The organism is Serratia marcescens subsp. marcescens ATCC 13880 (assembly GCF_017299535.1).
In the GTDB taxonomy this organism is placed as follows: domain Bacteria; phylum Pseudomonadota; class Gammaproteobacteria; order Enterobacterales; family Enterobacteriaceae; genus Serratia; species Serratia marcescens.
Window position 1 is genome coordinate 563495 of the sequence record NZ_CP071238.1, and the last position, 24055, is coordinate 587549.

The 24055-nt window shown below is 61.5% G+C and carries 26 protein-coding genes; 18 read left to right on the plus strand and 8 right to left on the minus strand.

Going from position 1 to position 24055, the window contains the following annotated elements; all coding sequences use genetic code 11:
* Position 1: 1 nt before the first annotated feature.
* On the minus strand, positions 2 to 412 hold the full coding sequence (locus J0F90_RS02600; RefSeq protein ID WP_033638836.1) for a GNAT family N-acetyltransferase: 411 nt from the start codon (positions 410 to 412) through the stop codon (positions 2 to 4).
* Between the two features lie 32 nt (positions 413 to 444).
* Positions 445 to 1815, minus strand: coding sequence for a glutamine synthetase family protein (locus J0F90_RS02605; protein ID WP_033638834.1), 1371 nt, complete (start codon positions 1813 to 1815; stop codon positions 445 to 447).
* A gap of 236 nt (positions 1816 to 2051) precedes the next feature.
* Here J0F90_RS02605 and J0F90_RS02610 point away from each other — a divergent pair, with 236 nt between their 5' ends.
* Complete coding sequence (locus J0F90_RS02610) at positions 2052 to 2369, plus strand: hypothetical protein (RefSeq protein WP_033638833.1); 318 nt, start codon at positions 2052 to 2054, stop codon at positions 2367 to 2369.
* Here J0F90_RS02610 and J0F90_RS24825 read toward each other — a convergent pair.
* The 4 genes from J0F90_RS24825 to J0F90_RS02630 form a co-directional block, all read right to left on the minus strand.
* Positions 2360 to 2590, minus strand: coding sequence for a hypothetical protein (locus J0F90_RS24825; RefSeq protein WP_314725499.1), 231 nt, complete (start codon positions 2588 to 2590; stop codon positions 2360 to 2362). The two genes, J0F90_RS02610 and J0F90_RS24825, sit on opposite strands and share 10 nt — an antisense overlap.
* Positions 2591 to 2781: 191 nt before the next feature.
* Positions 2782 to 3165: a hypothetical protein gene (locus J0F90_RS02620; RefSeq protein ID WP_033638832.1), complete on the minus strand. Its 384-nt coding sequence runs from the start codon at positions 3163 to 3165 to the stop codon at positions 2782 to 2784.
* A gap of 405 nt (positions 3166 to 3570) precedes the next feature.
* The gene (locus J0F90_RS02625; protein WP_033638828.1) at positions 3571 to 4575 is read right to left on the minus strand and encodes a hypothetical protein; all 1005 of its coding nucleotides are present in this window, start codon (positions 4573 to 4575) and stop codon (positions 3571 to 3573) included.
* Positions 4576 to 4683: 108 nt separating this feature from the next.
* Positions 4684 to 5583 carry a LysR family transcriptional regulator gene (locus J0F90_RS02630; RefSeq protein WP_033638827.1) on the minus strand — a complete coding sequence of 300 codons (900 nt, stop codon included), beginning with the start codon at positions 5581 to 5583 and terminating at the stop codon, positions 4684 to 4686.
* 168 nt (positions 5584 to 5751) lie between these two features.
* Here J0F90_RS02630 and J0F90_RS02635 point away from each other — a divergent pair, with 168 nt between their 5' ends.
* From J0F90_RS02635 to J0F90_RS02665, 7 genes are all read left to right on the plus strand, one after another.
* A complete protein-coding gene (locus tag J0F90_RS02635) occupies positions 5752 to 6450 on the plus strand; it encodes a CoA transferase subunit A (RefSeq protein ID WP_004933280.1) in 699 nt (232 codons plus the stop codon).
* A gap of 11 nt (positions 6451 to 6461) precedes the next feature.
* Positions 6462 to 7115, plus strand: coding sequence for a CoA transferase subunit B (locus tag J0F90_RS02640; protein WP_016929227.1), 654 nt, complete (start codon positions 6462 to 6464; stop codon positions 7113 to 7115).
* Positions 7116 to 7129: 14 nt separating this feature from the next.
* Positions 7130 to 8314, plus strand: a complete 1185-nt coding sequence (locus tag J0F90_RS02645; protein WP_033638826.1) for an acetyl-CoA C-acetyltransferase — start codon at positions 7130 to 7132, stop codon at positions 8312 to 8314.
* An 18-nt stretch (positions 8315 to 8332) separates the two neighbouring features.
* On the plus strand, positions 8333 to 9256 hold the full coding sequence (locus tag J0F90_RS02650) for a 3-hydroxyacyl-CoA dehydrogenase family protein (protein ID WP_033638825.1): 924 nt from the start codon (positions 8333 to 8335) through the stop codon (positions 9254 to 9256).
* 45 nt (positions 9257 to 9301) lie between these two features.
* Positions 9302 to 10693: a GntP family permease gene (locus tag J0F90_RS02655; protein ID WP_033638824.1), complete on the plus strand. Its 1392-nt coding sequence runs from the start codon at positions 9302 to 9304 to the stop codon at positions 10691 to 10693.
* 12 nt (positions 10694 to 10705) lie between these two features.
* A complete protein-coding gene (locus J0F90_RS02660; protein ID WP_033638823.1) occupies positions 10706 to 11476 on the plus strand; it encodes a 3-hydroxybutyrate dehydrogenase in 771 nt (256 codons plus the stop codon).
* Positions 11477 to 11845: 369 nt separating this feature from the next.
* Positions 11846 to 12982 (plus strand): porin, encoded by a 1137-nt coding sequence (locus J0F90_RS02665; protein ID WP_033638822.1) that lies wholly within the window; start codon positions 11846 to 11848, stop codon positions 12980 to 12982.
* A 38-nt stretch (positions 12983 to 13020) separates the two neighbouring features.
* Here J0F90_RS02665 and J0F90_RS02670 read toward each other — a convergent pair whose 3' ends face one another.
* Positions 13021 to 13842: an AraC family transcriptional regulator gene (locus J0F90_RS02670; protein WP_004933266.1), complete on the minus strand. Its 822-nt coding sequence runs from the start codon at positions 13840 to 13842 to the stop codon at positions 13021 to 13023.
* Between the two features lie 120 nt (positions 13843 to 13962).
* On the opposite strand from J0F90_RS02670, the gene J0F90_RS02675 reads away from it, so the two are divergent.
* From J0F90_RS02675 to J0F90_RS02720, 10 genes are all read left to right on the plus strand, one after another.
* Complete coding sequence (locus tag J0F90_RS02675) at positions 13963 to 14340, plus strand: hypothetical protein (RefSeq protein WP_033638821.1); 378 nt, start codon at positions 13963 to 13965, stop codon at positions 14338 to 14340.
* Between the two features lie 10 nt (positions 14341 to 14350).
* Complete coding sequence (locus tag J0F90_RS02680; RefSeq protein ID WP_033638820.1) at positions 14351 to 15226, plus strand: helix-turn-helix domain-containing protein; 876 nt, start codon at positions 14351 to 14353, stop codon at positions 15224 to 15226.
* Positions 15227 to 15455: 229 nt separating this feature from the next.
* The gene (locus J0F90_RS02685; RefSeq protein ID WP_033638819.1) at positions 15456 to 16376 is read left to right on the plus strand and encodes a L,D-transpeptidase family protein; all 921 of its coding nucleotides are present in this window, start codon (positions 15456 to 15458) and stop codon (positions 16374 to 16376) included.
* Between the two features lie 252 nt (positions 16377 to 16628).
* Complete coding sequence (locus J0F90_RS02690) at positions 16629 to 17009, plus strand: type II toxin-antitoxin system RelE/ParE family toxin (RefSeq protein WP_033641319.1); 381 nt, start codon at positions 16629 to 16631, stop codon at positions 17007 to 17009.
* Positions 16972 to 17295 (plus strand): helix-turn-helix domain-containing protein, encoded by a 324-nt coding sequence (locus tag J0F90_RS02695; RefSeq protein ID WP_033638818.1) that lies wholly within the window; start codon positions 16972 to 16974, stop codon positions 17293 to 17295. Before J0F90_RS02690 ends, J0F90_RS02695 begins: the two co-directional genes overlap by 38 nt.
* A gap of 242 nt (positions 17296 to 17537) precedes the next feature.
* Positions 17538 to 17945, plus strand: a complete 408-nt coding sequence (locus tag J0F90_RS02700) for an ExbD/TolR family protein (RefSeq protein ID WP_004933244.1) — start codon at positions 17538 to 17540, stop codon at positions 17943 to 17945.
* Position 17946: 1 nt separating this feature from the next.
* Entirely contained in the window at positions 17947 to 18693 is a 747-nt protein-coding gene (locus tag J0F90_RS02705) for an energy transducer TonB family protein (RefSeq protein WP_033638815.1), read from the plus strand.
* Positions 18694 to 18732: 39 nt separating this feature from the next.
* Entirely contained in the window at positions 18733 to 20967 is a 2235-nt protein-coding gene (locus J0F90_RS02710; RefSeq protein ID WP_016929216.1) for a TonB-dependent receptor family protein, read from the plus strand.
* Between the two features lie 46 nt (positions 20968 to 21013).
* Positions 21014 to 21664 carry a MotA/TolQ/ExbB proton channel family protein gene (locus J0F90_RS02715; protein ID WP_016929215.1) on the plus strand — a complete coding sequence of 217 codons (651 nt, stop codon included), beginning with the start codon at positions 21014 to 21016 and terminating at the stop codon, positions 21662 to 21664.
* On the plus strand, positions 21657 to 22907 hold the full coding sequence (locus tag J0F90_RS02720; protein WP_033638814.1) for a phospholipase D-like domain-containing protein: 1251 nt from the start codon (positions 21657 to 21659) through the stop codon (positions 22905 to 22907). Before J0F90_RS02715 ends, J0F90_RS02720 begins: the two co-directional genes overlap by 8 nt.
* Before the next feature lie 38 nt (positions 22908 to 22945).
* Here J0F90_RS02720 and J0F90_RS02725 read toward each other — a convergent pair whose 3' ends face one another.
* Complete coding sequence (locus J0F90_RS02725; protein ID WP_033638813.1) at positions 22946 to 24055, minus strand: DmpA family aminopeptidase; 1110 nt, start codon at positions 24053 to 24055, stop codon at positions 22946 to 22948.

Below are 24055 nucleotides of genomic sequence, written 5' to 3' on the forward strand. Positions count from 1 at the left end.
ATCAGTGCAGGGCGCGCGGGGCGTGCGCCGCGCAGTCGGCGCGCCAGGGCGCTTGCAGCGCGGGCAGCGTGACGCGCAGGCCGCGCAATGCCGGATGCGCCAGGCAGCAGCGCGTCAGCCAGCTTCCCAGCCCGACGCCGCGGTATTCGGCGCTGACGAACAGCTCGCTCACCGAGGCGAAGGTGGCGTAATCGGTCACCATACGGGCGAAGCCGAGCTGGTGGCGTTTGCGGTACAGGCCAAAGCACAGGCCGTGGCGCGCCAGGCGCTCCGCCGCCGCCCGATCCGGCAGGCTGAGGAAACGCTGGATCGCCTCGAGATCCAATAACTGCCGATCGGTGCTGATATGAAAAACGCCTTTGCGCCAGCAGAGCAGCGGCTGTACGGGGGCAAATTGCGGTTGCATGTTCATGATTATCCTTAGGTTAACGAATCAGTGGACGGTTACAGCATCCAGCCGAGTTCGGCGGCGGTGACCTGTTCCTCGAAGCGGCGCAGTTCGGCGCTTTTGCAGGTGTGCCACAGGGTGCAGAACGCCGGGCCGAGCAGCTCGCGCAGCGGATCGCTGTGGCGGAACAGCGCCAGCGCCTCCTGCTGGCCGAGCGGCAAGGGGGCGGCGTTGTCGCTTTCGCAGCCGTGGGCGGCGGGCGGCAGCGGCAGCGGGTGTTCCAGCCCGTGCAGCAGGCCGCCGAGCATCACCGCCAGCGCCAGATAGGGGTTGGCGTCGGCGCCGGCCAGGCGGTATTCGATACGCTGATTGGCGCTGTCGGCGCAGGGCAGGCGCAGCGCCACCGTGCGATTGTTGTGGCCCCAGGAGGCGCGCAGCGGCACGTGCATGCCGGGGCGGAAGCGGCGAAACGCGTTGATGTTGGGCGCCAGGATCGCCATCGACGCGGGCATCAGCGCCAGCATGCCCGCCATCGCCTGCTGCATGTTGTCGCTCAGTTCGCCCGGCGCGCCGGTCAGCAGGTTCTCGCCGTGCTCGTTCTGCAGGCTGATGTGAAAGTGCAGTCCGCTGCCGGCGGCATTGGCGCAGGGTTTGGCCATAAAGCAGGCGTGCTGGTGATGCTGCTCGGCAATCTGCCGCGTCAGGCGTTTCAGCGCCATGATCTGGTCGCAGGCTTCCAGCACGCGCCGGGTGTGATGCAGGTTCAGCTCGTACTGGCCGGAGGCGGCTTCGGCCACCACGCCGGTCAGCGGCAGGTTTTGCAGCCGCGCGTGCCGTTCGATGTCGCTCAGCAGCGCATGGTGGCGCTCGGGCGCATCCACCGCGAAGCTCTGCGTCGGGCAGGCTTCCGCCTCGGCGGGGCGCAGCGGATCCTGCAGGTAGAACTCCAGCTCGGCCGCCACCACCGGGAAGCAGTTGCGCTCGTGCAGGCGCTTCAGCACCCGTTGCAGCACCACACGCGGCTCCAGCTCGCAGGCGTCGCCGTCGGCGTTTTGCATCGTCAGCAGCAGCTGGGCGTGGCGTTCGGGATCGCGCGCGCAGGGGCGCAGCGTGCCGGGCACCGGCAGGCACAAGCGGTCCGGCTCGCCCGCCCGTTGCCCCAGCCCGCTTTCTTCAATCACCCGGCCGTGCAGATCCAGGGCGTAGATCGACAGCGGGAAGTAGCAGCCTTTTTCCAGCCCAAAGGCTTCGGCGATCGGCAACCGCTTGCCGCGCAGCTGGCCGTTCAGATCGTGCAGATAAATATCCAGCTGTTCGGTATCCGGATAGCGCTGCAGGTAGTGTTCCAGCTCTTTGCGGAAGGTGCGCGTCGGCGAAGCGGGCAGCTCCGCCAGCAAAGGATTGAACCCGATGATATTAGCATGCATGGCGCGCTCCAGAATGAAGACCGGTCACGGCCAGAGGCAGGGATAAACGCATGAGACAACTCTCTTGTGAGGCCATAGCGGCGATGTGGAAAGGGTATCTGCGGCGGCAAAAACTGTCTGTAAAAACGCCGTAACGTTAACGGGGCGCGGAATAAAAATGCCGTAAAGAGCGCGGCGGGTTGGCCGGGGCGGCACGGTCTATACTGGCGAGACGGGCCGTAGAAGGAGAGATAACGATGAAGAGAATAGGGCTGCTTATCGCCGCGCTGGCCGCGTTCCACGCCACCGCGTCTTCCCCACAGGCGTGGGCCGAGAGCGAACGGGCGATGCGCGCCGCCTGCCTGAAAGCCAGCGGGCTAAAAAACGCCAGGGTGGAAGGGGAGATTATTCACTACGGTGATGACGTCGGCTATTCGGCGCTGTTTATCGGCGGGCGCTACCCGCAGCCGTTTATGAAAAACCAGCCGGGCAGGGAGCTGTGTTTATATCAGCGCGCCACGCAGAAGGCGGCGGTGCAGGCGGTGGAGGGGAGCAACGCGTCTGCTCAACCTTGATGTTTGATGAGATAAATAAAAATATAACCCACCGTGATAATAATGGCCTCTATGAGCAAGAGTATAAAATCCATCGCCAGCCACTTTTGTAGCTCAGGAGAGGCGGTTTTTTGCACGAAATCGTAGGTTTTCGCATCGAGCCAAACCTGATCCCTAATCTTGATTTTTTTCCTCTTCAGGATCCAAAGAAACCACTGTGCCTTCAATGAGGTACCTGGCATGCCAAGGCCATCGGCAATTGCGACGTGAGCAGGGACAAAGTGGCCCTGTTGGGTATAGCGTTGATAAAAACATCAAACTCGCGTTTATAGCGACGAGAGTAAATATATTGAGCAAGCCAACAAACTAAGAGCAGCGCAGCTGCAATAAGTGATGCTGTTTTCATAAGCCCCCGGCTAAGGTTCAAGGGGCGTTATGCCTTACTCAAAAAAGCAAAAATACACATCAACGCCAAACACCCCATTTTCAGCACGCTTAAGATGAAGTCTTTTCGAATCCAGCTCTTCAGATGTTGAGATGTGTTTTCATTCACGAATTCGTAGGTTTTAGGGCTCAGAAAAGCGTTTTTCCCTATCTTTATTTTTCTGCCATTCAATACCCAACGGAACCATTGTGCTTTGATAGATACACCGAGCAAACCAAGGTTATCCGCGAAGATGACAAATGGAGGCAATGGATGGGCGCTTTGCACATAACGTTGATAGAATTCAGTAAATTCGTCTTTATAGCGCTGATAGTAAAGGTACTGCACTAGGGCGCTAATCAATGTCAGAGTGAAGAACAGGGTTGTGTTCATTTAAATGCTAACTGTATGCTTTATTAATGCAATAAATCATAATGCACATGAATATCAGGATCGCACCTTGCAGCATTAATAGCCAAAAGTCATTACGGAGCCAACGTTGTAATCTTTTCGATGCAGTGTTCTGTACAAATTCGTAGGTTTTTCTGTCCAGATAGGTATTACGACCCACCTTTATCTTACGATTGTTTAATAGCCAGAGAAACCACTGAGCTTTGAGTGAGACGCCAATAAAGCCGAGATTATCAGCAAAAACAACAAAAGGGGGAACGAGAAATTTGCTAACAACATAATTTTGATAGAAATTATCAAACTCTGTACGAATTCGGCGATAGTAAAGGTACTGAATCAATACACAAAGCAGCAATAGTAGAAAACATATGATGACAATAAGCTTCATCATTCACCTAAAATGTAGTTGGTTAAGTAATCAGAAGTGGCACCGCCAGCGGTTGAGCCAAGAGCTCCCCCGATTGCCGCGCCAGCCACGCCACATGCCAAGGCACCAATGCCTGCGGTTACGGGGCCAAGTACTATTGCGCATGCCCCCATACCTAGCGCGGTCCCAAACCTTCCGCCAATGATCCCCGCCGCAGTACTTGCCGCAAAATGACTGTATCCCTTCACCGCGATCTTGGCGCACTCCTGTTCGCGGCCGGTGGTGCAGGCGTTGTAGACGTCGTTGGTGGTATTCAGCCCACTCAACCCGATGCCAATCCAGCCGCCGGCTTTCATAAACTTGGCCGCCCGGCTGGCGCTGTCGACGTAGTTCGAATAACCCTTGATGGCGCCGACGCCGGCGGTGCTCCATTCATGCACCAGCGATTTACTGGAGAGCCCCAGCGCGTGTTTGATTTGCGCATACTCTTTCATATTGAGTTGAGCACGAGTAAGGCGATTCAGTAACGGTTTTAATGTACCGAACAGCCGCGCTCGTTCCACCTGAAACTGGGTGCCAATCAACGCGCCACTCGTGCGGAACTGATTTTGGTAGGTTTTTTCAATCTCGACTAGGATATTTTTGATCTGGCTGAAGTAGCGTTCTCCGGCATCCGAAGCCAGCCCGACGACCGTTTCCCCATAGCTGGTGAAGGCGGCGATAGCGGCGTAATTGCGGTGCAAGAAGGTGGAGAAATCGCTGTCACCGGCTTTCACCGCTTTGCTGGTGCGGCTCTTGGCCTGCATCAGGGCGGCGATCTGCGTAGATTGATTATGATTGCGCGGATCGGCGACGATCAGCATTTGCCCCGGTTGAACCAGCGGCGTATCGGCATTGAGCTGCATAAAAAAGCGTGCCGCTTCCGATGGCTTGCCACCGAACAGGTAGTTGGCGTGGAAGGCGAGCGGGCCGGGTTGTTGGGCGATGCAATAGCCCGGTGCGATGCTGTTGGACTTCTGTTCCATGTCGAAAAGCCTCCTTATTTTTAGGAAACTTAACATTTTCTACAGGGTGGTAACAGGTTCTGGCTCACGCTCTCGATCGGAGAATCATCTGAAAATGCTGGTGCCGCCTTACCCGCCACTCCCCGCCATCTCCCGTTCGATCACCGTCGCCAGCGCCTGCGCGGCGGAAGAGAGCTGGTGCTGCGCCAGGCGGATCAGGCCCACGCGCCGTTCGATGATCGGGCCGATCAGCGGCACGCAGACCGCCCCCAGCTCATCCATCTGTCGCTCGCACAGCGCCGGCACCGCGCTGGCGCCGAGGCCGTTGGCCACCATGCGCCCGACCGTCACCAACTGGTGGCTCTCAAACGCCACCTCCAGCGTTCGCCCGCTGCGGGCCAGCTCCTGCTCCAGCAGCAGCCGCACCGCCGATGGCCGCTGCAGGGTGATGAAATCCAGCGTCAGCAGCTCCTTCCAGCTGATCTGCGCCTTGCGCGCCAGCGCCGAATCCTTCGGCACCACCGCCATAAAGCGATCGCGGCACAGCGGGGTAAAGTGCAGGGTGTCGCTCGGCTCCGGCTCGAAGGCGATGCCCATCTCCACCCGGCCTTCGCGGATCATTTCAAATACCTGCTCGTTGATGACGTCGTGCACCGCCACGTTGATGCCGGCGTAACGATCGCGAAACGCCTTGAGGATCGGCGGCAGCGGGTTGCCGGCGAACGACGGCATGGCGGCGATCGCCACCTTGCCCATCTGCAGGGTGAAGCGCTGGCGCATCGCCTCTTCCGCGTTGTCCCAATCCGCCAGCAGCTGGCGCGCCATCGGAAAGAAGGTTTCCCCCTCCGGCGTCAGCGTCACCCGACGGGTGGTGCGCAGCAGCAGCGGCCCGCCCAGTGCGTCTTCCAGCCCACGGATCGCCAGGCTGAGCGCCGGCTGAGAAATATTCAGCCGCTCGCTGGCCTGGGCGAAATTCAGAGTGTGAGCTACCGCTAAAAACGCGCGTAACTGTTTGATGCTCATTTTCATTTTGGTTGGCGTTAACTCTTTGTTAATTGTCGGTTAACGGCTGATTAATAAAAATTCTAAATGAATGCGGCATAAAAACAAAATTAACAAATCATTTTTGTGACCTGAAGATGCCCTCACGCAAGCCAGGGCATTTCGCCCTGCGCCGCAACATGCAGGGGCAACGATATGGCAGGGCTCGACAAACGCGTCGGCAGCTACCAGGAAGCGCTGGCAGGCCTGACGGACAACATGACGGTGCTGGCGGGCGGCTTCGGCCTGTGCGGCATCCCGGAAAACCTGATCGAAGAGATCCGCCGGCGCGGCGTGCGCGGGTTGACGGTGGTCTCCAACAACTGCGGCGTCGACGGGTTCGGCCTCGGGCGGCTGCTGGAAACCCATCAGATCCGCAAGGTGGTGGGATCTTACGTCGGTGAAAACGCGCTGTTCGAGCAGCAGGCGCTTAGCGGCGAGCTGGAGGTGGATCTCACGCCGCAGGGCACGCTGGCGGAGAAGATCCGCGCCGGCGGCGCCGGCATCCCGGCGTTCTTCACCGCCACCGGTTACGGCACGCCGATCGCCGAAGGCAAAGAGGTGCGCGAGTTCAACGGCCGCCCCTACATCATGGAAACCGCCATCACCGGCGATTTCGCCATCGTGAAAGGCTGGAAGGCCGATCACTTCGGCAACGTCATCTACCGCCACACCGCGCAGAACTTCAATCCGCTGATGGCGACCGCCGGGCGCATCACGGTGGTGGAAGTGGAAGAGATCGTGGCGCCGGGCGAGCTGGATCCGGCGGCGATCCACACCCCCGGCATTTACGTCGATCGGCTGATCCAGGGCACCTTCGAGAAGCGTATCGAACAACGCACCCTGCGGGCATAAGGAGAATTCGCATGCTTACCCGTGAACAAATGGCGCAGCGCGTGGCGCAAGAGTTGAGGGACGGTTACTACGTCAACCTGGGCATCGGCATCCCGACGCTGGTGGCCAACTACGTGCCGGCGGGCATGGACGTGATGCTGCAGTCGGAAAACGGCCTGCTGGGGATGGGCGAGTTCCCGACCGAGCAGCAGCTGGACGCCGACATGATCAACGCCGGCAAGCAGACGGTCACCGCGCGCCTCGGCGCGTCTATTTTCGATTCGGCGCAGTCGTTCGCCATGATCCGCGGCGGCCATGTCGATCTGACCGTGCTGGGGGCGTTTGAAGTGGACGTCGAGGGCAACATCGCCTCGTGGATGATCCCCGGCAAGATGGTCAAGGGCATGGGCGGCGCGATGGATCTGGTGGCGGGGGCGGAGAACATCATCGTGGTGATGACCCACGCCTCGAAGGGCGGCGAGTCCAAGCTGCTGCCGCGCTGCACGCTGCCGCTGACCGGCGCCCGCTGCATTCGCAAGGTATTGACCGATCTGGCCTACCTGGAAATTGAAGACGGCGCCTTCGTGCTGCGCGAACGCGCGCCGGGCGTCAGCGTGGCGGAGATTGTCGCCAAAACCGCCGGCCGGCTGATCGTGCCGGAGCAAGTGCCGGAAATGCGTTTCTGAAACGGGAGGTGAATGTGCAACAACGTGAAGTGGTGATCGTGGCGGCGACGCGCACGCCGGTCGGCAGTTTTCACGGCGCGCTGGCGCCGCTGACGGCGGTGGAACTGGGCGCGGCGGCGGTGCAGGGGCTGCTGGCGCAAAGCGGCGTGCCGCCGCAGCAGATCGATGAAGTGATCCTCGGCCAGGTGCTGACCGCCGGCTGCGGGCAGAATCCGGCGCGCCAGACCGCGCTCAACGCCGGGCTGCCCGTTACGACGCCGGCGCTGACCATCAACAAGGTGTGCGGCTCCGGTTTGAAGGCGGTGCATCTGGCGGCGCAGGCGATCCGCAGCGGCGACGCCGAGGCGGTGATCGCCGGCGGCCAGGAAAGCATGAGCCAGTCGCCTTACCTGATGGCCGGCGCGCGCGCCGGTCTGCGCCTCGGTCACGCGCAGATGGTGGACAGCGTGATCCACGATGGCCTGTGGGACGCGTTCAACGACTACCACATGGGCATCACCGCCGAGAACCTGGCGGAGAAATACGCCATCAGCAGAGAAGAACAAGACAGGTTCGCGCTGCGTTCGCAGCAGAAGGCGCAGGCGGCGCAGCAGGCCGGGCGTTTCGCGCAGGAGATCACGCCGGTGACGGTGCCGCAGCCGAAGGGGGAGGCGCTGAGAGTTGAGCGCGACGAACAGCCGCGCGACACCAGCCTGGAGGCGCTGGCGCGGCTGCGTCCGGCGTTTCGCAAGGAGGGCTCGGTGACCGCCGGCAACGCCTCGTCGCTCAACGACGGCGCCGCCGTGGTGTTGCTGATGAGCGCGGAAAAAGCCGCTGAGCTGCGCTTGCCGGTGCTGGCGCGCATTGCCGGTTACGCCTCGTCGGGCGTCGATCCGGCGATCATGGGCATCGGCCCGGCGCCGGCCGCGCGCCGCTGCCTGGAAAAAGCCGGTTGGCGGCTGGAGGAAGTCGATCTGATCGAAGCCAACGAAGCCTTCGCCGCGCAGGCGCTGGCGGTGGGTAAAGAACTGGGCTGGGAGGCGGAGCGGGTCAACGTCAACGGCGGAGCGATCGCGCTGGGGCATCCGATCGGCGCCTCCGGCTGTCGCATTTTGGTGTCGCTGCTGTACGAAATGCAGCGCCGCGGGGTGAACAAGGGGCTGGCGATGCTGTGCATCGGCGGCGGGCAGGGGGTGGCGCTGGCGGTAGAGCGCCCGTAAACAACCGAGGAGGGCACCATGCAGTCATCTGACTATGCGGTATTGGGCGCCGGGCTGATGGGGGTGGGCATCGCCACCCACTTTATTCGCCACGGCCATGAGGTGCTGCTGTATGACCCGGATCCGCAGCGCCTGGCGGAAGCGCCGGCGGTAGCAAGCGGCATTCTGGCTGAGCTGAGCGACGTCGGGCAGTTTGATCGCGGTGAGCGCGACGTGGCGCTGGCGCGCCTGCGCGTGACCGGCAATCTGAACGACGTGGCGCGCGCCCGGCTGCTTATCGAGGCGATCCCGGAACGGCTCGAGCTGAAGCACGCGCTGTATGAGCAACTGGAGGGGCTGATCGCCGACGACGCGGTGATTGCCAGCAACACCAGCGGCCTGCCGCCGGACGAGCTGGCGGCGCGCATGACCCATCCGCAGCGGCTGCTGATCGCCCACTTCTGGCACCCGCCGCACCTGATCCCGCTGGTGGAGATCGTGCCCGGCCGCGCCACCGATCCGCGCCATCTGGCGGCGGTGCAGGCGCTGCTCGGCGGGATGGCGCTGGAGGCGGTGCTGCTGGAGCGCGCCGCGCCGGGGTTTGTCGGCAACCGGCTGCAGTTTGCGGTGCTGCGCGAGGCGCTGCACATCGTCCACAGCGGCATCGCCAGCGCCGAGGTGGTGGATCAGGTGATGCGCGCCTCGCTGGGGCGACGCTACGCCATGGTCGGCCCGCTGGAGGCCGCCGACATGACCGGGCTGGCGACGGTGGCGGACATCGCCCGCCACCTGTTCCCGGAACTGGCGACCGGCGACGAGATGATGGCGCTGGTGGAACAGCGGCTGCAGCGCGGCGATAGCGGCCAGCGCAGCGGCCGGGGATTTTATCTGTGGGATGAAGCGCGCAGGGAACGCATTCAACGGCGGCGGGCGCATCAGCTGCGCTTTGCGCTGAAACCGTAATTTCGCACGCCGTACCTGACAATAACAACGATAGCGAGGTGCCCGATGAGCGTTTTGATTGCCCTGGCAGCACTGGGATTACTGATGCTGGCCGCCTACCGCGGCTACAGCGTGATTTTGTTCGCCCCGATCGCCGCGCTGGGCGCGGTGCTGTTGACCGATCCCGGCGCGGTGGCGCCGACCTTCACCGGGCTGTTTATGGAGAAGATGGTCGGCTTCGTGAAGCTCTACTTCCCGGTGTTCCTGCTGGGGGCGGTATTCGGCAAACTGATCGAGCTGTCCGGCTTTTCCCGATCGATCGTCGCGGCGGCGATCCGCATTCTCGGCCGACGCCACGCCATTCCGGTGATTGTGCTGGTATGCGCGCTGCTGACCTACGGCGGGGTGTCGCTGTTCGTGGTGGCGTTCGCGGTCTATCCGTTCGCCGCCGAGCTGTTCCGCCAGAGCGGCATCCCCAAGCGGCTGATCCCGGCCACCGTAGCGCTCGGCGCCTTCTCCTTCACCATGGACGCCTTGCCCGGCACGCCGCAGATCCAAAACATCATCCCGACCAGCTTCTTCGGCACCAACGCCTGGGCCGCGCCCTGGCTGGGGCTGATCGGCTCGCTGTTCATCATCGCAGTCGGTTTGCTGTATCTTGAACGCCAGCGGCGCAACGCGCAGTTGAAGGGGGAGGGTTACGGCACCGAGCTGCTGAACGAACCGGAAACCCCGGACGACATCAACCTGCCTAACCCGCTGATCGCCATCTTGCCGTTGATTTTGGTCGGAGTATTCAACCTTGGCTTCACCCATTGGATCCCGCAGTGGTACGGCGCCAGCCACGATCTGACGCTGCCGGGGCTGGCCAAGCCCATCACCACCGATGTGGCGAAGATCACCGCCATCTGGGCGGTGGAAGCGGCGCTGGTGTCGGGTATTCTGCTGGTGGTGGTGTTCGGCTTTCGCAATATTCGCGGCCGGCTGGCGGAAGGCAGCAAGACGGCGGTCGGCGGCGCAATTCTGGCGGCGATGAACACCGCCTCCGAATACGGCTTCGGCGCGGTGATCGCCGCGCTGCCGGGCTTTTTGGTGCTGTCGCAGGCGCTGTCGGCGATCCCCAACCCGCTGCTGAACGAAGCGATCAGCGTCACCCTGCTGGCCGGCATCACCGGTTCGGCCTCCGGCGGTATGAGCATCGCGCTGGCGGCGATGGCCGATAACTTCGTGGCCGCCGCCCATGCGGCACACATTCCGCTGGAGGTGCTGCACCGGGTGGCCTCGATGGCCAGCGGCGGCATGGACACCTTGCCGCACAACGGCGCGGTGATCACCCTGCTGGCGATCACCGGCCTCAGCCACCGGCAGGCCTATGGCGGCATCTTCGCCATCACCCTGATCAAAAGCGCTGCGGTGCTGTTCGTGATCGGCGTGTTCTACCTGACCGGCATTGTTTAAAGGAGCGATACCATGAGTGTACAAGGCAAAACCGCGCTGGTGACCGGCTCGACCAGCGGCATCGGCCTCGGGATAGCGTCCGCGCTGGCCGCCGCCGGCGCGCGCGTGATCCTCAACGGCTTCGGCGACGTGGAGCAGGCGCAAATGCAGGTCGCGCGGCTGGGCGCCGCGCCGGGGTATCACGGCGCCGATCTCGGCGATGCGGCCCAGATAGCGGACATGATGCAGTATGCCGAGCGTGAGTTCGGCGGCGTGGACATTCTGGTGAACAACGCCGGCATTCAGCATGTGGCGCCGCTGGATCAGTTCCCGGTGGAGAAATGGAACGCCATCCTCGCCATCAACCTGTCGGCGGTATTCCACACCTGCCGATTGGCGCTGCCGGGGATGCGCGAGCGCAACTGGGGGCGCATCATCAACGTGGCGTCGGTGCACGGGCTGGTGGCGTCGAAAGACAAGTCGGCCTATGTGGCGGCCAAGCACGGCGTGGTGGGGCTGACCAAGACGCTGGCGCTGGAGACCGCGCGCACGCCCGTCACCTGCAACGCCATCTGCCCCGGCTGGGTGCTGACGCCGCTGGTGCAGCAGCAGATCGACAAACGCATTGCCGCCGGGACCGATCCGCAGCAGGCGCGCGATGAGCTGTTGGCGGAGAAGCAGCCTTCGCAAGCGTTCGTCACGCCAGAGCAACTCGGCGAGCTGGCGCTGTTCCTGTGCAGCGATGCGGCGGCGCAGGTGCGCGGCGCCGCCTGGAACATGGACGGCGGCTGGCTGGCGCAGTAGTGAGATTTTACCCGGAGCGCGCAACGCGCTCCGTCGTTATTTCCCGCCTTTAATTAATTCCCTCGCGTGACGGTTTACCTGCGGCAATAATATTTATTTGTTATTTGCTATCTTTATTTCCAGATAATCACGAAGGGTTATTTTGGGTGAAGCGTGCGGATTGGTTTATTTCGTGCTGCGATTATTACATTGTTTTTCTTTGTGTTACAGGTGAACATGTTTTTGCTGAAATTAAATCCAACCTGAAATAATGGCAGGTTATGGCGTGAATTTTTATATCTTGCGTGCGATGTTCACATCGGTTAATTATTTCTGCGTGGCTTAAGACCACCGCGTTTATAACAATAATTTTTTCGGGCAGGGGTAATAATGAGAAAAAATACAACGCCAATATTCATTGGCGGCGTCTTGCTGTCGGCGTTATCCGCCGGCGCACAGGCCGAGATCACCATTCTGGATAAAAACCCGCAGAGCAATGTGTTGCTGGCGCCGCTCAGTTTAAAGGTGGGCGGCAGCATTCGCCCCGAGTGGATCTTCAATAACGGCCCGGAGCCGGGCTATGACAAAAACGGCCACGACGGCGGCACGCGTTTTCGCTTCAGCGGCGATTATGCGCTGACGCAGGACACTTCGATCATCGGCTATTACGAGTGGGGCGTCGATCTGGCGCACGCGCTCAGCTGGGACGGGCATTATAACGAAGACGGCAAGCGCGACTATCAGCGCCAACTGTACGCCGGTTTCAAGGACGATCGTTACGGCACCCTGACCTATGGCCATCAATACGGCATCTATTATTCGGTGGTCGGCATTAAAAGCGACGTCTGGGATAACGATGGCCATGCGGGCGGCACCGGCATCGGCATTTCCGGCGACTATGACGGCGGCAATAAACCGAAAAACAGCATCAAATACACCAATGATTTCGGGCCGGTCACGCTGTACGCCAACTATTTATTGCCGGAAGACGATCTGCACACCGCGGATAATCTGATTTACCGCCGCAAGGGCGGTGGCGGGCTGGGCTTCGATTACAAGGTGACGAAGGATTTCACCTTCAGCGCGGCCTACAGTTATACCGACGCGAAGATCAAAGACAATCTGTACCACGAACAGGATTATCACCAGCAGCTGTCCGGCACCGCGTTGACCTGGCAGCCGAACAACTGGTACATCGTCGGCACCGCCAGCTATTACAAAGATTATGTGCCGAGCACCCGCCAGCGCACGCTGTCGCACTTCTTCGCCGGTGACGGCTACGGGCTGGAAGGCTTCGTCGGTTATACCTTCAATATCGACAAGCCGTTCCTCAAATCCGTCCAGCCTTATGTGGCGGCGGACTCGCTGCGGCTGAAGGGAGACGAGGCGTATCACGCCAACCACGTCTATCTTGGCGCGGGCACCACCATCGGTTACGGTCTGTCGGTGTATGTGGAGCGCACGCTGGCCAACAGCAGCGACAACGAGCCGGATTCCACCTGGATAACGGTGTTCTACGATTTCTGATTTTCACCTGCTCCAAGCCGGCGCTTGCGCCGGCTTTTTCACATGGTGATCGCGCCGCCCAGGGTTTCTCCAGAGGCGTTGCGCTCCGCCAGGTAGCGCGCCGGCGGTTTGCCCACCGCCTTTCTGAACATGGTGACGAAGCCGCTGGCGCTCTCGTAGCCCAGATCCAGCGCCACCGTCTGTACGCTCTCGCCCTGCGTCAAGCGCTGCAGCGCCAGCATCACGTGCAGCTGGCGCCGCCAGTGGCCGAAGCTCATGCCCATCTGCTGTTGCAGCGTGCGGCTGAGGGAGCGTTCGCTCATGCCGATGCGCTGCGCCCACTGCCCGAGGGTGGATTTGTCCGCCGGGCTGCTCAGCATGCCTTCGGTCAACTGCCGGATGCGCGCGTCGTCGGACACCGGCAGATGCAGATTCTCGATCGGCGCGGCCGCCAGCTGATCCAGCAATACCGCCGTCAGACGCCCTTCGGCGCCCTGTTCGTCGTAAAGCGGCTCGAAGGTGCTGGCCTGCAGCAGCAGCTCGCGCAGCAGCGGCGAGACCGACAGCGTGCAGCAGCTTTGCGGCAGGCCGGCGGCGGCATGTTGATCGACGAACAGGCAGTAGGCCTCGGTGGAGCCGGCGCCCTGGGCGTTGTGCAATACGTTGCCCGGCATCCACAGCGCGCACTGCGGCGGCACCAGCCACAGCCCGTTTTCCACTTCGCAGCGGATCATGCCGCGCACGGTGTAGATCAGTTGCGCCTTCCGGTGGCGGTGCGGCTCGACTTCCCAATCCTGTTCGAGGGTCGACCCCTGCAGGGCAAACAGCGGGCGTGGCACTTGATCGATATCCAGACAGTGGCGGGGGATCTGTACTTTCATGAGAATAGTTCTCAATTTGGCGGAATTGAAAAGTATTATGTCCTGATTGCGCAATGCGGTCTAGCGCCGGTGCCGATAAAGTAAGCGCCAGTCCTAAACCCTTTCGCGAGGAAACTGATTATGTCATTGGATACCACCGATTTTCCGCTGGTGTGGATGCGCCGAAACGGGCGCGATACCCAGGCCGAGCTGGCCGAATTCAGCGCGCTGCTGGCGCGCGCCGAACCTTTTGTTCTGATCACCGACCGCAGCGTCGGCGATGAAGAAGAAGAACATGACCGCGATGCTCGCACCCAGGTGGCGCTGTGGAAACGCGATAACCGCGAGGCGCTGAAGCGGTGGGTGAAAGGCATGATCATGCTGGAGCCGGACGACGCCAAACGCGCGGCGGCGGAAGAATTCGCCGAATACGGCGCCAAATTCTGGGGCTATCCGGTGCTGGTGGCCGCCAATGAAGCCGCAGGCCGGGTATTGGCGCAGACGTTATTGATCAAATAAGGGGAACACCATGCACCAGCAACAGGTGATTGAACAGCTGCTGGCCTGGATCGAGCAGAGCCTGGATCAGCCGCTGACGCTGGACGACATCGCCGCCAAGTCCGGCTACTCCAAATGGCATTTGCAGCGGATGTTCAAGCAGCATACCGGCCATATTCTCGGCACCTACGCGCGCCGCAGAAGGCTGACCGCCGCCGCGCGTGAACTGCGCCTGACCGGCACCAGCGTGGCCTGCATCGCCGATACTTACCAGTTCGATTCGCAGCAGACCTTCACCCGTTGCTTCCGCAAGCAGTTCGGTCTGCCGCCGGCCAGCTATCGTCGCAGCCAGGATTGGTCGAGCTATGGCCTGCAGCCGCCGCTGCGCCTGACCGAAGCGCCATTGCCGCAGGCCGATATCGTGACGCTGCCCGCCATGCAGTTGGTGGGCCATACCCAGCGCCGCAGTTTTACCCTGGGGCAACTGGCGGCCTCCAAGTGTGAGCTGCGCCGCCACGCCTGGCGGCAGTTGCTGCAGCCGCAGGCGCTGCCGGAGGTAGTATACGGCCTTACCAGTCTGGAAGTTGACCGGCGCCGCCGGGGCAGCCCGCGCATGGCCTACACCGCCGCTCTGCCGGACGAAGGGGCGCCGGGAGAGCGGGTGACTATCGAGCAGGGCGAGTATGCCCGTTTCACCTACCAGGGACAGGCGGAGGGGTTACAAAACTTTATTGTCCGGCTGTATGACACCGCCATGCCGCAGATGAACGCCATCCGCCGGCCGGGGCAGGATATCGAGCGTTTCTACCCGGCGCAGGAGGGCAGTTGCCCGCTCGGCGGCGCGGCGATCCGCTGTGAATACCTGATCCCGATACGGCGGGTGGAAGCGTTGGCCGCCGCCAGCTAGGCGGCGGTTCTCGCAAAAAATCGCCTTCGTGGCGCGTCAGGTTACAAAAAATTGCGATATTACATCGGTAATGGTTCACACTTTGATTGATGTGCACATATAATGCGCATCCGGTCCAATCCCCCTGTTTTTCAGGCCGCAGCGAGTGGCTGCCGGCTGAAACTCATCGGGGCGAAGTGGCCGTAGAAACCGATATCCCTAATCGCCAGTGGCCTTGACCAACACGAAGATGAAAATGAGCATTCGCGCGTTATTAACCCTGTTTACGGCACTGGTTGCATTCAGCCAGGCTGCCTTCGCCGTCGTTTACCCGCTGCCGCCAAAAGACAGCCGTTTGGTGGGCGAGAATATCCAAATCACCGTACCGGAAGACAGCAAACTGCCGCTGGAGAGCTTCGCCGCCCAGTATCAGATGGGGCTGAGCAACATGCTGGAGGCCAACCCGGGCGTGGATCCGTTCCTGCCGAAGGCCGGCAGCACCCTGACTATCCCGCAGCAGCTGATCCTGCCGGACGCGCCGCGTGAAGGCATCATCATCAACAGCGCCGAAATGCGTCTGTACTATTACCCGAAAGGCTCCAACACCGTGGTGGTGCTGCCGATCGGCATCGGCCAGCTGGGTAAAGACACCCCGCTGAACTGGACCACCACCGTGCAGCGCAAGAAAGACGGCCCGACCTGGACGCCGACCGCCAAGATGCGCGCCGAATACGCGGCTGACGGCGAGATCCTGCCTGCGGTGTTCCCGGCCGGCCCGGACAACCCGATGGGGCTGTATGCGCTGTATGTCGGCCGCCTGTATGCCATCCACGGCACCAACGCCAACTTCGGCATCGGCCTGCGCGTGAGCCACGGCTGCGTGCGTCTGCGCGCCGACGACATCAAGTATCTGTTCGAAAACGTGCCGGTCGGCACCCGCGTGCAGTTCATCAACGAACCGATGAAAGCCTCCGTCGAACCGGACGGCTCGCGCTACGTGGAAGTGCACAACCCGCTGTCGGCCAACGAAGAGCAGCTGCAATCGAAAGATCCGGTGCCGTTGACCATCTCCGCGCCGGTCGGCAAAGTGCTGATGGACGCCGGCGTCAACCAGAGCGAAGTGGACGCGGCGATCAAGGCCCGTTCCGGTATGCCGGTGAAAGTGAACTGATCGCCTCGGGCTCAGTGACAATGCCAAGAAGACGCCTGCGGGCGTCTTTTTTTGTGCTTGTAAAACATGTTGTTGCGTGTGCGTTCGCAATGATGCCCTCAGCGTTGCACAGAAAGAAGTCATGATGCGCGCCATCATGCAAATCGGGTTTCCCATGGTGGCCATCATCGACGTTTGAGGTGATGCTGGCGAGAAGGAATGCTCTGGAAAAGTGTTTCACTCAGTGCTATGTTTTATGGGGGAGTCATTGCAATGCGTACATTTAAAACTCGTTGGTTTAGCAAGAAGGCTCAGGCGCACGGCATTACCGATAAGGCATTATGTCGGGCGGTACACGATGTACAACGGGGTTTGGCTGTGGATTTAGGCGGTGGTGTATTTAAAAAACGTCTTAATCATAATCGCGACCGTGCGTTGGTATTAGCGAAAAACGGTCGGCATTGGGTGTATGTTTTTTTGTTTGCCAAGCAGGTCCAGGCCAATATCTCTGGGGCGGAATTGCAAGCTTTTCGCAAGTTGGCGGTGCATTTTGGCGCGTTGAGCGACGAAATGCTCCAATCCTTGGTCGTAAAGAACGAATGGATGGAGATTTGCCATGAAGAAGGAAAAAACGTTTCGGAGTCCGGCCTTTGAGGCGATTCACAGCGCGGCTGAAGGATTGCATCGTACTGGCGCCATTTCTCTGGAAACCCTACGCAGTTTCGACGAGTCTTGCCTTGCTCCGGTCGAGATGTTGCAGCCCCAAGAGATCAAAGCCTTGCGTGAGCATTTACGTTTAAGCCAACCGGTTTTTGCCCGTTATCTGAATACCAGCGTGTCGACCATACAGAAGTGGGAGACGGGGGTGAAACGGCCCGGCGGCGTGTCGCTCAAGCTGCTTTCGATCGTACGTAAGCACGGGCTTGAGGTCTTGTTGTAGTGACCGTATGGGCTGTCACTATTCTCACATTATCCTCTCTGGCTTTGGCTCTCTGAAATACCCCATCGCAATTATTCCAATAAAAACTATCGCTAATTAATAAGTTATATCTACTCCCTTATCGCCTGCCATTGAAAAAATTCTCGCAAAAAATCCGTACTGTGAAAATAAGATCACACAAGCGTAACAAAAGGTAAACAAACCCCTCCTATATTGGCTGCTTCGCTTTTGGAGGGAGTGTCATGCGTAACTGGAACGAACCGAAAAAGAACAAAGCGCACATCGAACTGATCCCGATGATCGACGTGATGATGTTTTTATTGGTGTTTTTCGTCTTGATCAGCCTGAACGTCATCCCGGCGCTCGGGCTGAAAACGCAGTTGCCGTCCGCCGGCAGCGCGCAACAGCTGAAACCGCAGAAGAAAGCGATCATCACGCTGGGGGCCGACGAACAGCTGCAGCTGGATGGCCAGCCGATCGCGCTCGACGCGTTGGTCAACACGCTGAAACAACAGCAGCAGGCCAACCAGACCACCACCATCATCGTCAACAGCGATAAAGGCGTGGCGGTCGAGCGGCTGGTGGCGGTCATGGACAACCTGCGCCAGGGCGGCTTCTTCTCCGTCTCCATCGCGACACGGAAGCTGTGACATGTATCTGCTCTATCGCTCACGTCATCTTTTCAGCTGGTTGCCGGCGCTGATTGTCGCCGGTTGCCTGCTGTTCGCCAGCCAACAGGCGGCGCTGAAGATCCAGCCGCGCTACGACGAAACCGCCATTGAACTGGCGCTGGTGGAACCTGAACCGGCGCCGGAACCCCAACCGGAAACACCGCCGGAACCTCAGCCCGAACCGCCGCCGCCCGAGCCGGAGCCGATCCCCGAACCGGTGGTGCCGGCGCCGGAACCGATCGTGGAAGCCAAGCCGGTGCCGAAGCCACAGCCGAAGCCCAAACCCAAACCGGTGAAAGAGAAAGCCAAACCGGTAGAGAAACCCAAACCGACGCCGGCGCCCGCCGTACCGCGCGCGCTGGCCAGCAAACCGGCGGCGCAGCCCGCACCGGCCGCTCCCGCGGCGCCGAAGGTGAACGCGCAGGCGATAGAAAACGGCTACCTGCTGGCCTTGCGCCGTGAGTTGGAACAGCGCAAGCGCTACCCGAGCGGGCGGCAGGCCTCGCTCGAGCGCCCGCAGGGCAACGTCGAGGTGTGGTTGGAGGTCGATCGCAGCGGGCGGGTGCTCTCTTCCGGCATCGCCAACAAAGCCGCCAGCATGCTGCTGAATCGCGCGGCGATGAGCAGCCTGCAAAGCATCAGTTCAGTGAAGCCGTTCCCGAGCGAGGCGTTCGCCGGGCAAACAACCAAAAGATTTACCGCGACGTTCAATTATCAGGCGCCTTAGCGCAAGGGTTAATCGTTTGATTTTTATGGGATGCACACAATGAAATCGTTTAATCGTTCTGGGATCTATCTGGCGGTGATGCTGCCGGGCGCCGCGCTGGCGGCCGACGCCACCGATGTCGGCACCATCAGCGTCAAGGGGCAGTCGCTCGGCGGCGGCATGATGGTGCAGGATGACAGCGCCAAGGCGCGCTCCACCGTCACCAAAGAAGCGATGGACAAAATGCCGTCGGCGGCCAACGCCATCGATAAACTGAAATACACGCCGGGCCTGAACGTCAACAGCAACGACGCCAGCGGCCTGAGCGGCGTGGACTACACCATGCGCGGCATGAACTCGGATCAGATCGGCCTGTCGATGGACGGCATCCCGATCAATGACTCCGGCAACTACGCGGTCTACCCGAACCTGCTCGGCGATGCGGAGAACCTGGAAGAGGTGTTCGTCACCCAGGGGTCTTCCGAAGCGGACGGCCCGCACATCGGCTCCAGCGGCGGCAACATCGGCCTGGTGACGCGCCGCCCGGCGAAAGACTTCGGCGGTTTCGTCAAGCAGACGCTGGGCAGCAACAGCCTGAGCAAAACCTTCGCCCGCCTGGAAACCGGCGAGTACAACGGCTTCAGCAACTGGCTCTCCTATTCGCACACCGAGGCGAAGAAATGGCGCGGCGAGGGGCGGCTGTACTCCGACAAGTTCGAGATGAACTCGCTGTATGAAGACGGCAACGGCAACAGCAGCAATCTGGTGATGAAGTACAACCGCCAGAACAACACCAACTACAACACCCTGAGCAAGGCGCAGTTCCAAAACGACGGTCGTGACACCGATTATGTCACCTCGCCGGAGTACAACAGCAAAGGGCAGTTGAACAAGTATTACAAGATTGAACGCAACCCGTTCGAGAACTTTACGCTGTCGTTCACCCAGAAACTGCAGCTGCGCGACAACCTGTCGCTGACTCTGCAGCCCTATTACTACTGGGGCAACGGCGGCAGTTTCAACGGCCAGACGGCGTCGGTATTGTCCAGCACGTCAGACAGAGCCGGGCAGTATGACCTCAGCAACCTGCAGTCCAACACCTATTACCGCCCGTCGTGGACCCAAACCTGGCGGCCGGGCATCACCACCAAGCTGAAGTGGGACATCAACGAGCAGCACAGCCTGGACGTCGGTTATTGGTACGAGCGCGCGCGCCAGTTGCAGACTCAGCCGTTCATCAGCATCAAGGGCGACGGCAACCCGTCACAGATTTGGGGGAAACCTGGCGGTTCCGATCAGGTGAAGGACGCCAACGGCAACACCGTGCAGGGACGCAACCAGTACACCATCACCCCGGCGCAGAAAGTGTGGCTGCAGGACACCTGGTTCGCCACGCCGGACTGGACCTTCGTCGGCGGCCTGGCCTATCAGTATGTGGAGCGCAAAGGGGACAACCGCGGCAGCCTGTACAACGTGCCGGAGAAGCGCAAAGCCACCTATCACGAATTCCTGCCGAACTTCAGCGCCAGCTATAAGGTGAACCAGGAAAACCAGGTGTTCTACAACCTGACGCGCAACATGCGCACGCCGCCAAACTACGTGCTGTACAACGTCGGCGACTCGCTCAGCACCAAGCCGGAACTGAGCTGGAACCACGAGCTGGGCTGGCGTTTCCAGCAAGAGGACATGCTGCTGAGCGCCACGCTGTTCTACATGCGCTACAGCGATCGCCAAATCTCCACCACCAACGCGGCCGGCGACTACGAGATGATGAACATCGGCAACGTGGAGAACAAAGGGCTGGAGCTGGAGTGGAGCGGCCAACTGCCGCATAACTTCAACTACTACACCTCTTATACCTATACCCAATCGAAGCAGAAGAGCGACATCGTCAGCAATGGCGGGCAGCCGCTGCCGACCTCCGGCAAAGAAGTGCCGAACGTGCCGAAAAACCTGCTGAACATGACGTTGGGTTATGACGACGGGCTGTATTACGGCAGCGTCAGCGGCAAGTACGTCAGCGCGTTCTACGGCGATCTGACCAACGACGAGAAGATCGGCGGCCGCACGGTGTTCGATCTGGCGGCGGGGGTGCATCTGCCGGTGGACAAGAAAATCGTCAAAAGCGCCGCGCTGCGCTTTGGCATCAGCAACCTGTTTGACAAGGAATACCTGACCTCGGTGCGCACCACCACCTTCAACGCGGCGCCCTACGGCGGTGTGAAGGCCAGCACGCCGTATTACAACGTCGGCGAAGAACGCACCTTCAGCGTCTCGCTGGAAGCCACCTTTTAACTGAATACCCCGCTGCCTGCCGTGCGGCGGGGAAGAGGAAACCTGTATGGACGCCAATCTGTTGCACGACATTATTTTCTACGTGATGTACGCCGCGCTGGCGATTGCGCTGGTGATCATCATCGAACGCACGCTGTACTTCGCCTATACCCAGCGCCAGGCGCGCCGGCTGGAGCAGGCGCTGACGCCGGAGGTGCGCCGCGCCGCCGATTTGCCCGACGCGCTGACCCAGCGCAACAGCCTGCCGATGGCGGTGATCGCGCCGGTATTGGCGCAGAAGCACCGCGCCGGCGACCGCGAGGCGATCGGCGATCTGATCGACGCCCAGTACCTGCTGAGCAAGCCGCCGATGGCGCGCGGCCTGTGGCTGCTGGAAACCGTGGTCACCGCCGCGCCGTTGCTGGGGCTGCTGGGTACGGTGATGGGGATCATCGAAACCTTCAAGGCGCTGGCCGCCTCGGGGGTGTCCGAGCCGAGTCTGGTGTCGGCCGGCATGGGCACCGCGCTGTACGCCACCGGGCTGGGCATCGCCATCGCGCTGCTGTGCCTGGTGGCCAACAACTTCCTGCAGAGCCGCATGGAGCGCATCAACGAACTGCTGAAGGTGCTGCTGATCCGCGCCGGTCAACCGGCCAGCCGCCCGGAGAGCGGCAGCGGCGAACAATGGGTTGACAGCGGAGCGCCGCGCTATGCCTAATGGCCATCCAGCACGGCGGCCGAGAGGCCGCCTTTATACGGCATTGTGGAGCGGTTGTTTGTTGATGTTGAGCCAGAGCGCTGCGGCGCGTTTTGCGATTCCCGGTTACGAGCTGGTGTACACCGCGCCGGTGGAAACCGCGCTGCAGGCCGACGACCTGCGCAACACCGCCGAGGTGTGGCGCGAGATGTTCGACGCGGCGAAAACCCGCATCGACCTGGGGCAGTTCTACGTAGCGAATCAGGACGGTTCGCTGTTGGACGGCGTGCTGCAGCACCTGAAGGCGGCCGGCGAGCGCGGGGTGAAAATCCGCTTTTTGGTCGAAGAGAAGGGCCTTCGCATTTCTACCGCCGAAACGCTGGAACAGCTGAAGGCGATCCCCAATCTGGAGCTGCGCATCATTCCTTATCAGAAGCTGAGCGGCGGCATCCTGCACGCCAAGTATCTGCTGGTGGACGGCGAGCAGGCGTTCGTCGGCAGCCAGAACTTCGACTGGCGCGCGCTGGAACACATTCACGAAACCGGGCTGCGCATCAGCGACGCCAGGGTGGTGGGGCAGATCCAGGCGATCTTCGAACAGGACTGGCGGGCGCAGGCGCTGCTGGCGCAGGATAAGCCGGTGCCGGCGCTGCCCGACTCGCCGCCGACCGCGCCCCCGCAGGGCAACTATCTGGTGGCCAGCCCGCGCGCCTACAATCCGGCAGGGGTGATCGACTCACAGGCCGAGCTGCCGCGCCTGCTGGCCGACGCCAAACGGCGGGTGCGGGTGCAGGTGATGGACTACGCGCCGCTGTCGTTCGGCCCGGAACGCAGTCGCCCCTTCTACGCGGTGATCGACAACGCGCTGCGCAGCGCGGCGGCGCGCGGCGTGCAGATCGAGCTGATGGTGGCCAACTGGAACACCAAAAAGCCGGATATCGCCTGGCTGAAGAGCCTGGCGCTGGTGCCGAACGTGCAGATCAAGGTGGTGACCATTCCGCCGGCCAGCAGCGGCTTCATCCCGTTTGCCCGGGTGATCCACAGCAAGCTGATGACCATTGATGATGAGATCGCCTGGGTGGGCACCAGCAACTGGACCGGTGGCTATCTTGACAACTCGCGCAATCTGGAGCTGGTGCTGCACAGCGCGGCAATGAGCGGGCGGTTGGACCAGCTGTACCAACAGCTGTGGAACAGCGTCTACGCCGAACCGTTGCGGCTGGATTACGACTACCCGACGCCCAAGCCGGGCGGCGAATCTTGATAATCAGGGCGCGGTTAACCCCCGCGCCCTGTGTTTTTTTACCGCCGCCAGCCGGCTTTCTCCAGCGCCGTCACCAGCTGTTCGGCGCTCAACCCTTCCGCCCGATGGCCGTTACCGCTGACGGTATTGGCCGCCAGCAACGCATTGACGATCGCTTCTTCCACCGCTTCCGCCGCCGCGGCGAACAGCGCCGAAATGTAGTCGTTGTTCACCATGCGCAGCGGCGTGGTGAAATCGCCTTTATTGGCGTAGTCGGCGGGCGGCAGGCCGTCGTTGCCGGTGGCGAAGGCGATGAAAATGTCGCCGCTCGAATCCTCGGTGCCGCCGCCGGTGCGGGCGATGCCGATGCTGGCGCGCTGCGCCAGCCGCGCGCACTGGTGCGGCAGCAGCGGCGCGTCGGTCGCCAGCGCCACCACGATGGAGCCCATGCCGGGATGCGGCAACTGCGGCGTGAACGGCGAGGGGAGATGCCCCAGGTGGCGGCCCACCGGGTAGCCGCCCACCAACAGCGACTCGCGCTTGCCGTGGTTGGCCTGCACGATGGCGCCCACCGTCCAGCCGCCCTGATCGGCGGGCAAGCGGCGCGATGCGGTGCCGCTGCCGCCTTTGAATTCATGGCAGATCATGCCGCTGCCGCCGCCGACCGCGCCTTCCTGCGGCAAGCCGCTCCGGGCCGCCTGCTGCGCTTCGCGCACGTGTTCGGCTTTGACGTGAAAGCCGTTGATGTCGTTGAGCAGGCCATCGAAGGTTTCCATCACCACCGGCATATTCCAGTACACCGCGTTGTCGCTCGCGGGCAGCGCTTCACGTTCCAGCGCGATCAGCGCATCGCGCACTACCCCCACGCTATGGGTATTGGTGAAGGCGATTGGGCTGGTCAGCAGGCCCGCTTCGCGCACCCATTCCAGGCCGGTGGCGTCGCCGTTGCCGTTCAGCACGTGCACGCCGGCGAAGCAGGGCGCGTGGCGGGCGGAGCCGGGGCGCGGTTCGATCACCGTCACGCCGGTGCGCACGCTGCGCCCGTCCGCCAAATCGGCATGCAGGCTGGCATGGCCGACGCGCACGCCGGGCACGTCGGTGATGGCGTTCAGCGGGCCGGGCGTGCCCTGGCCGATGATGATGCCCAGATCCTGAGCGCGCTGCGTCAT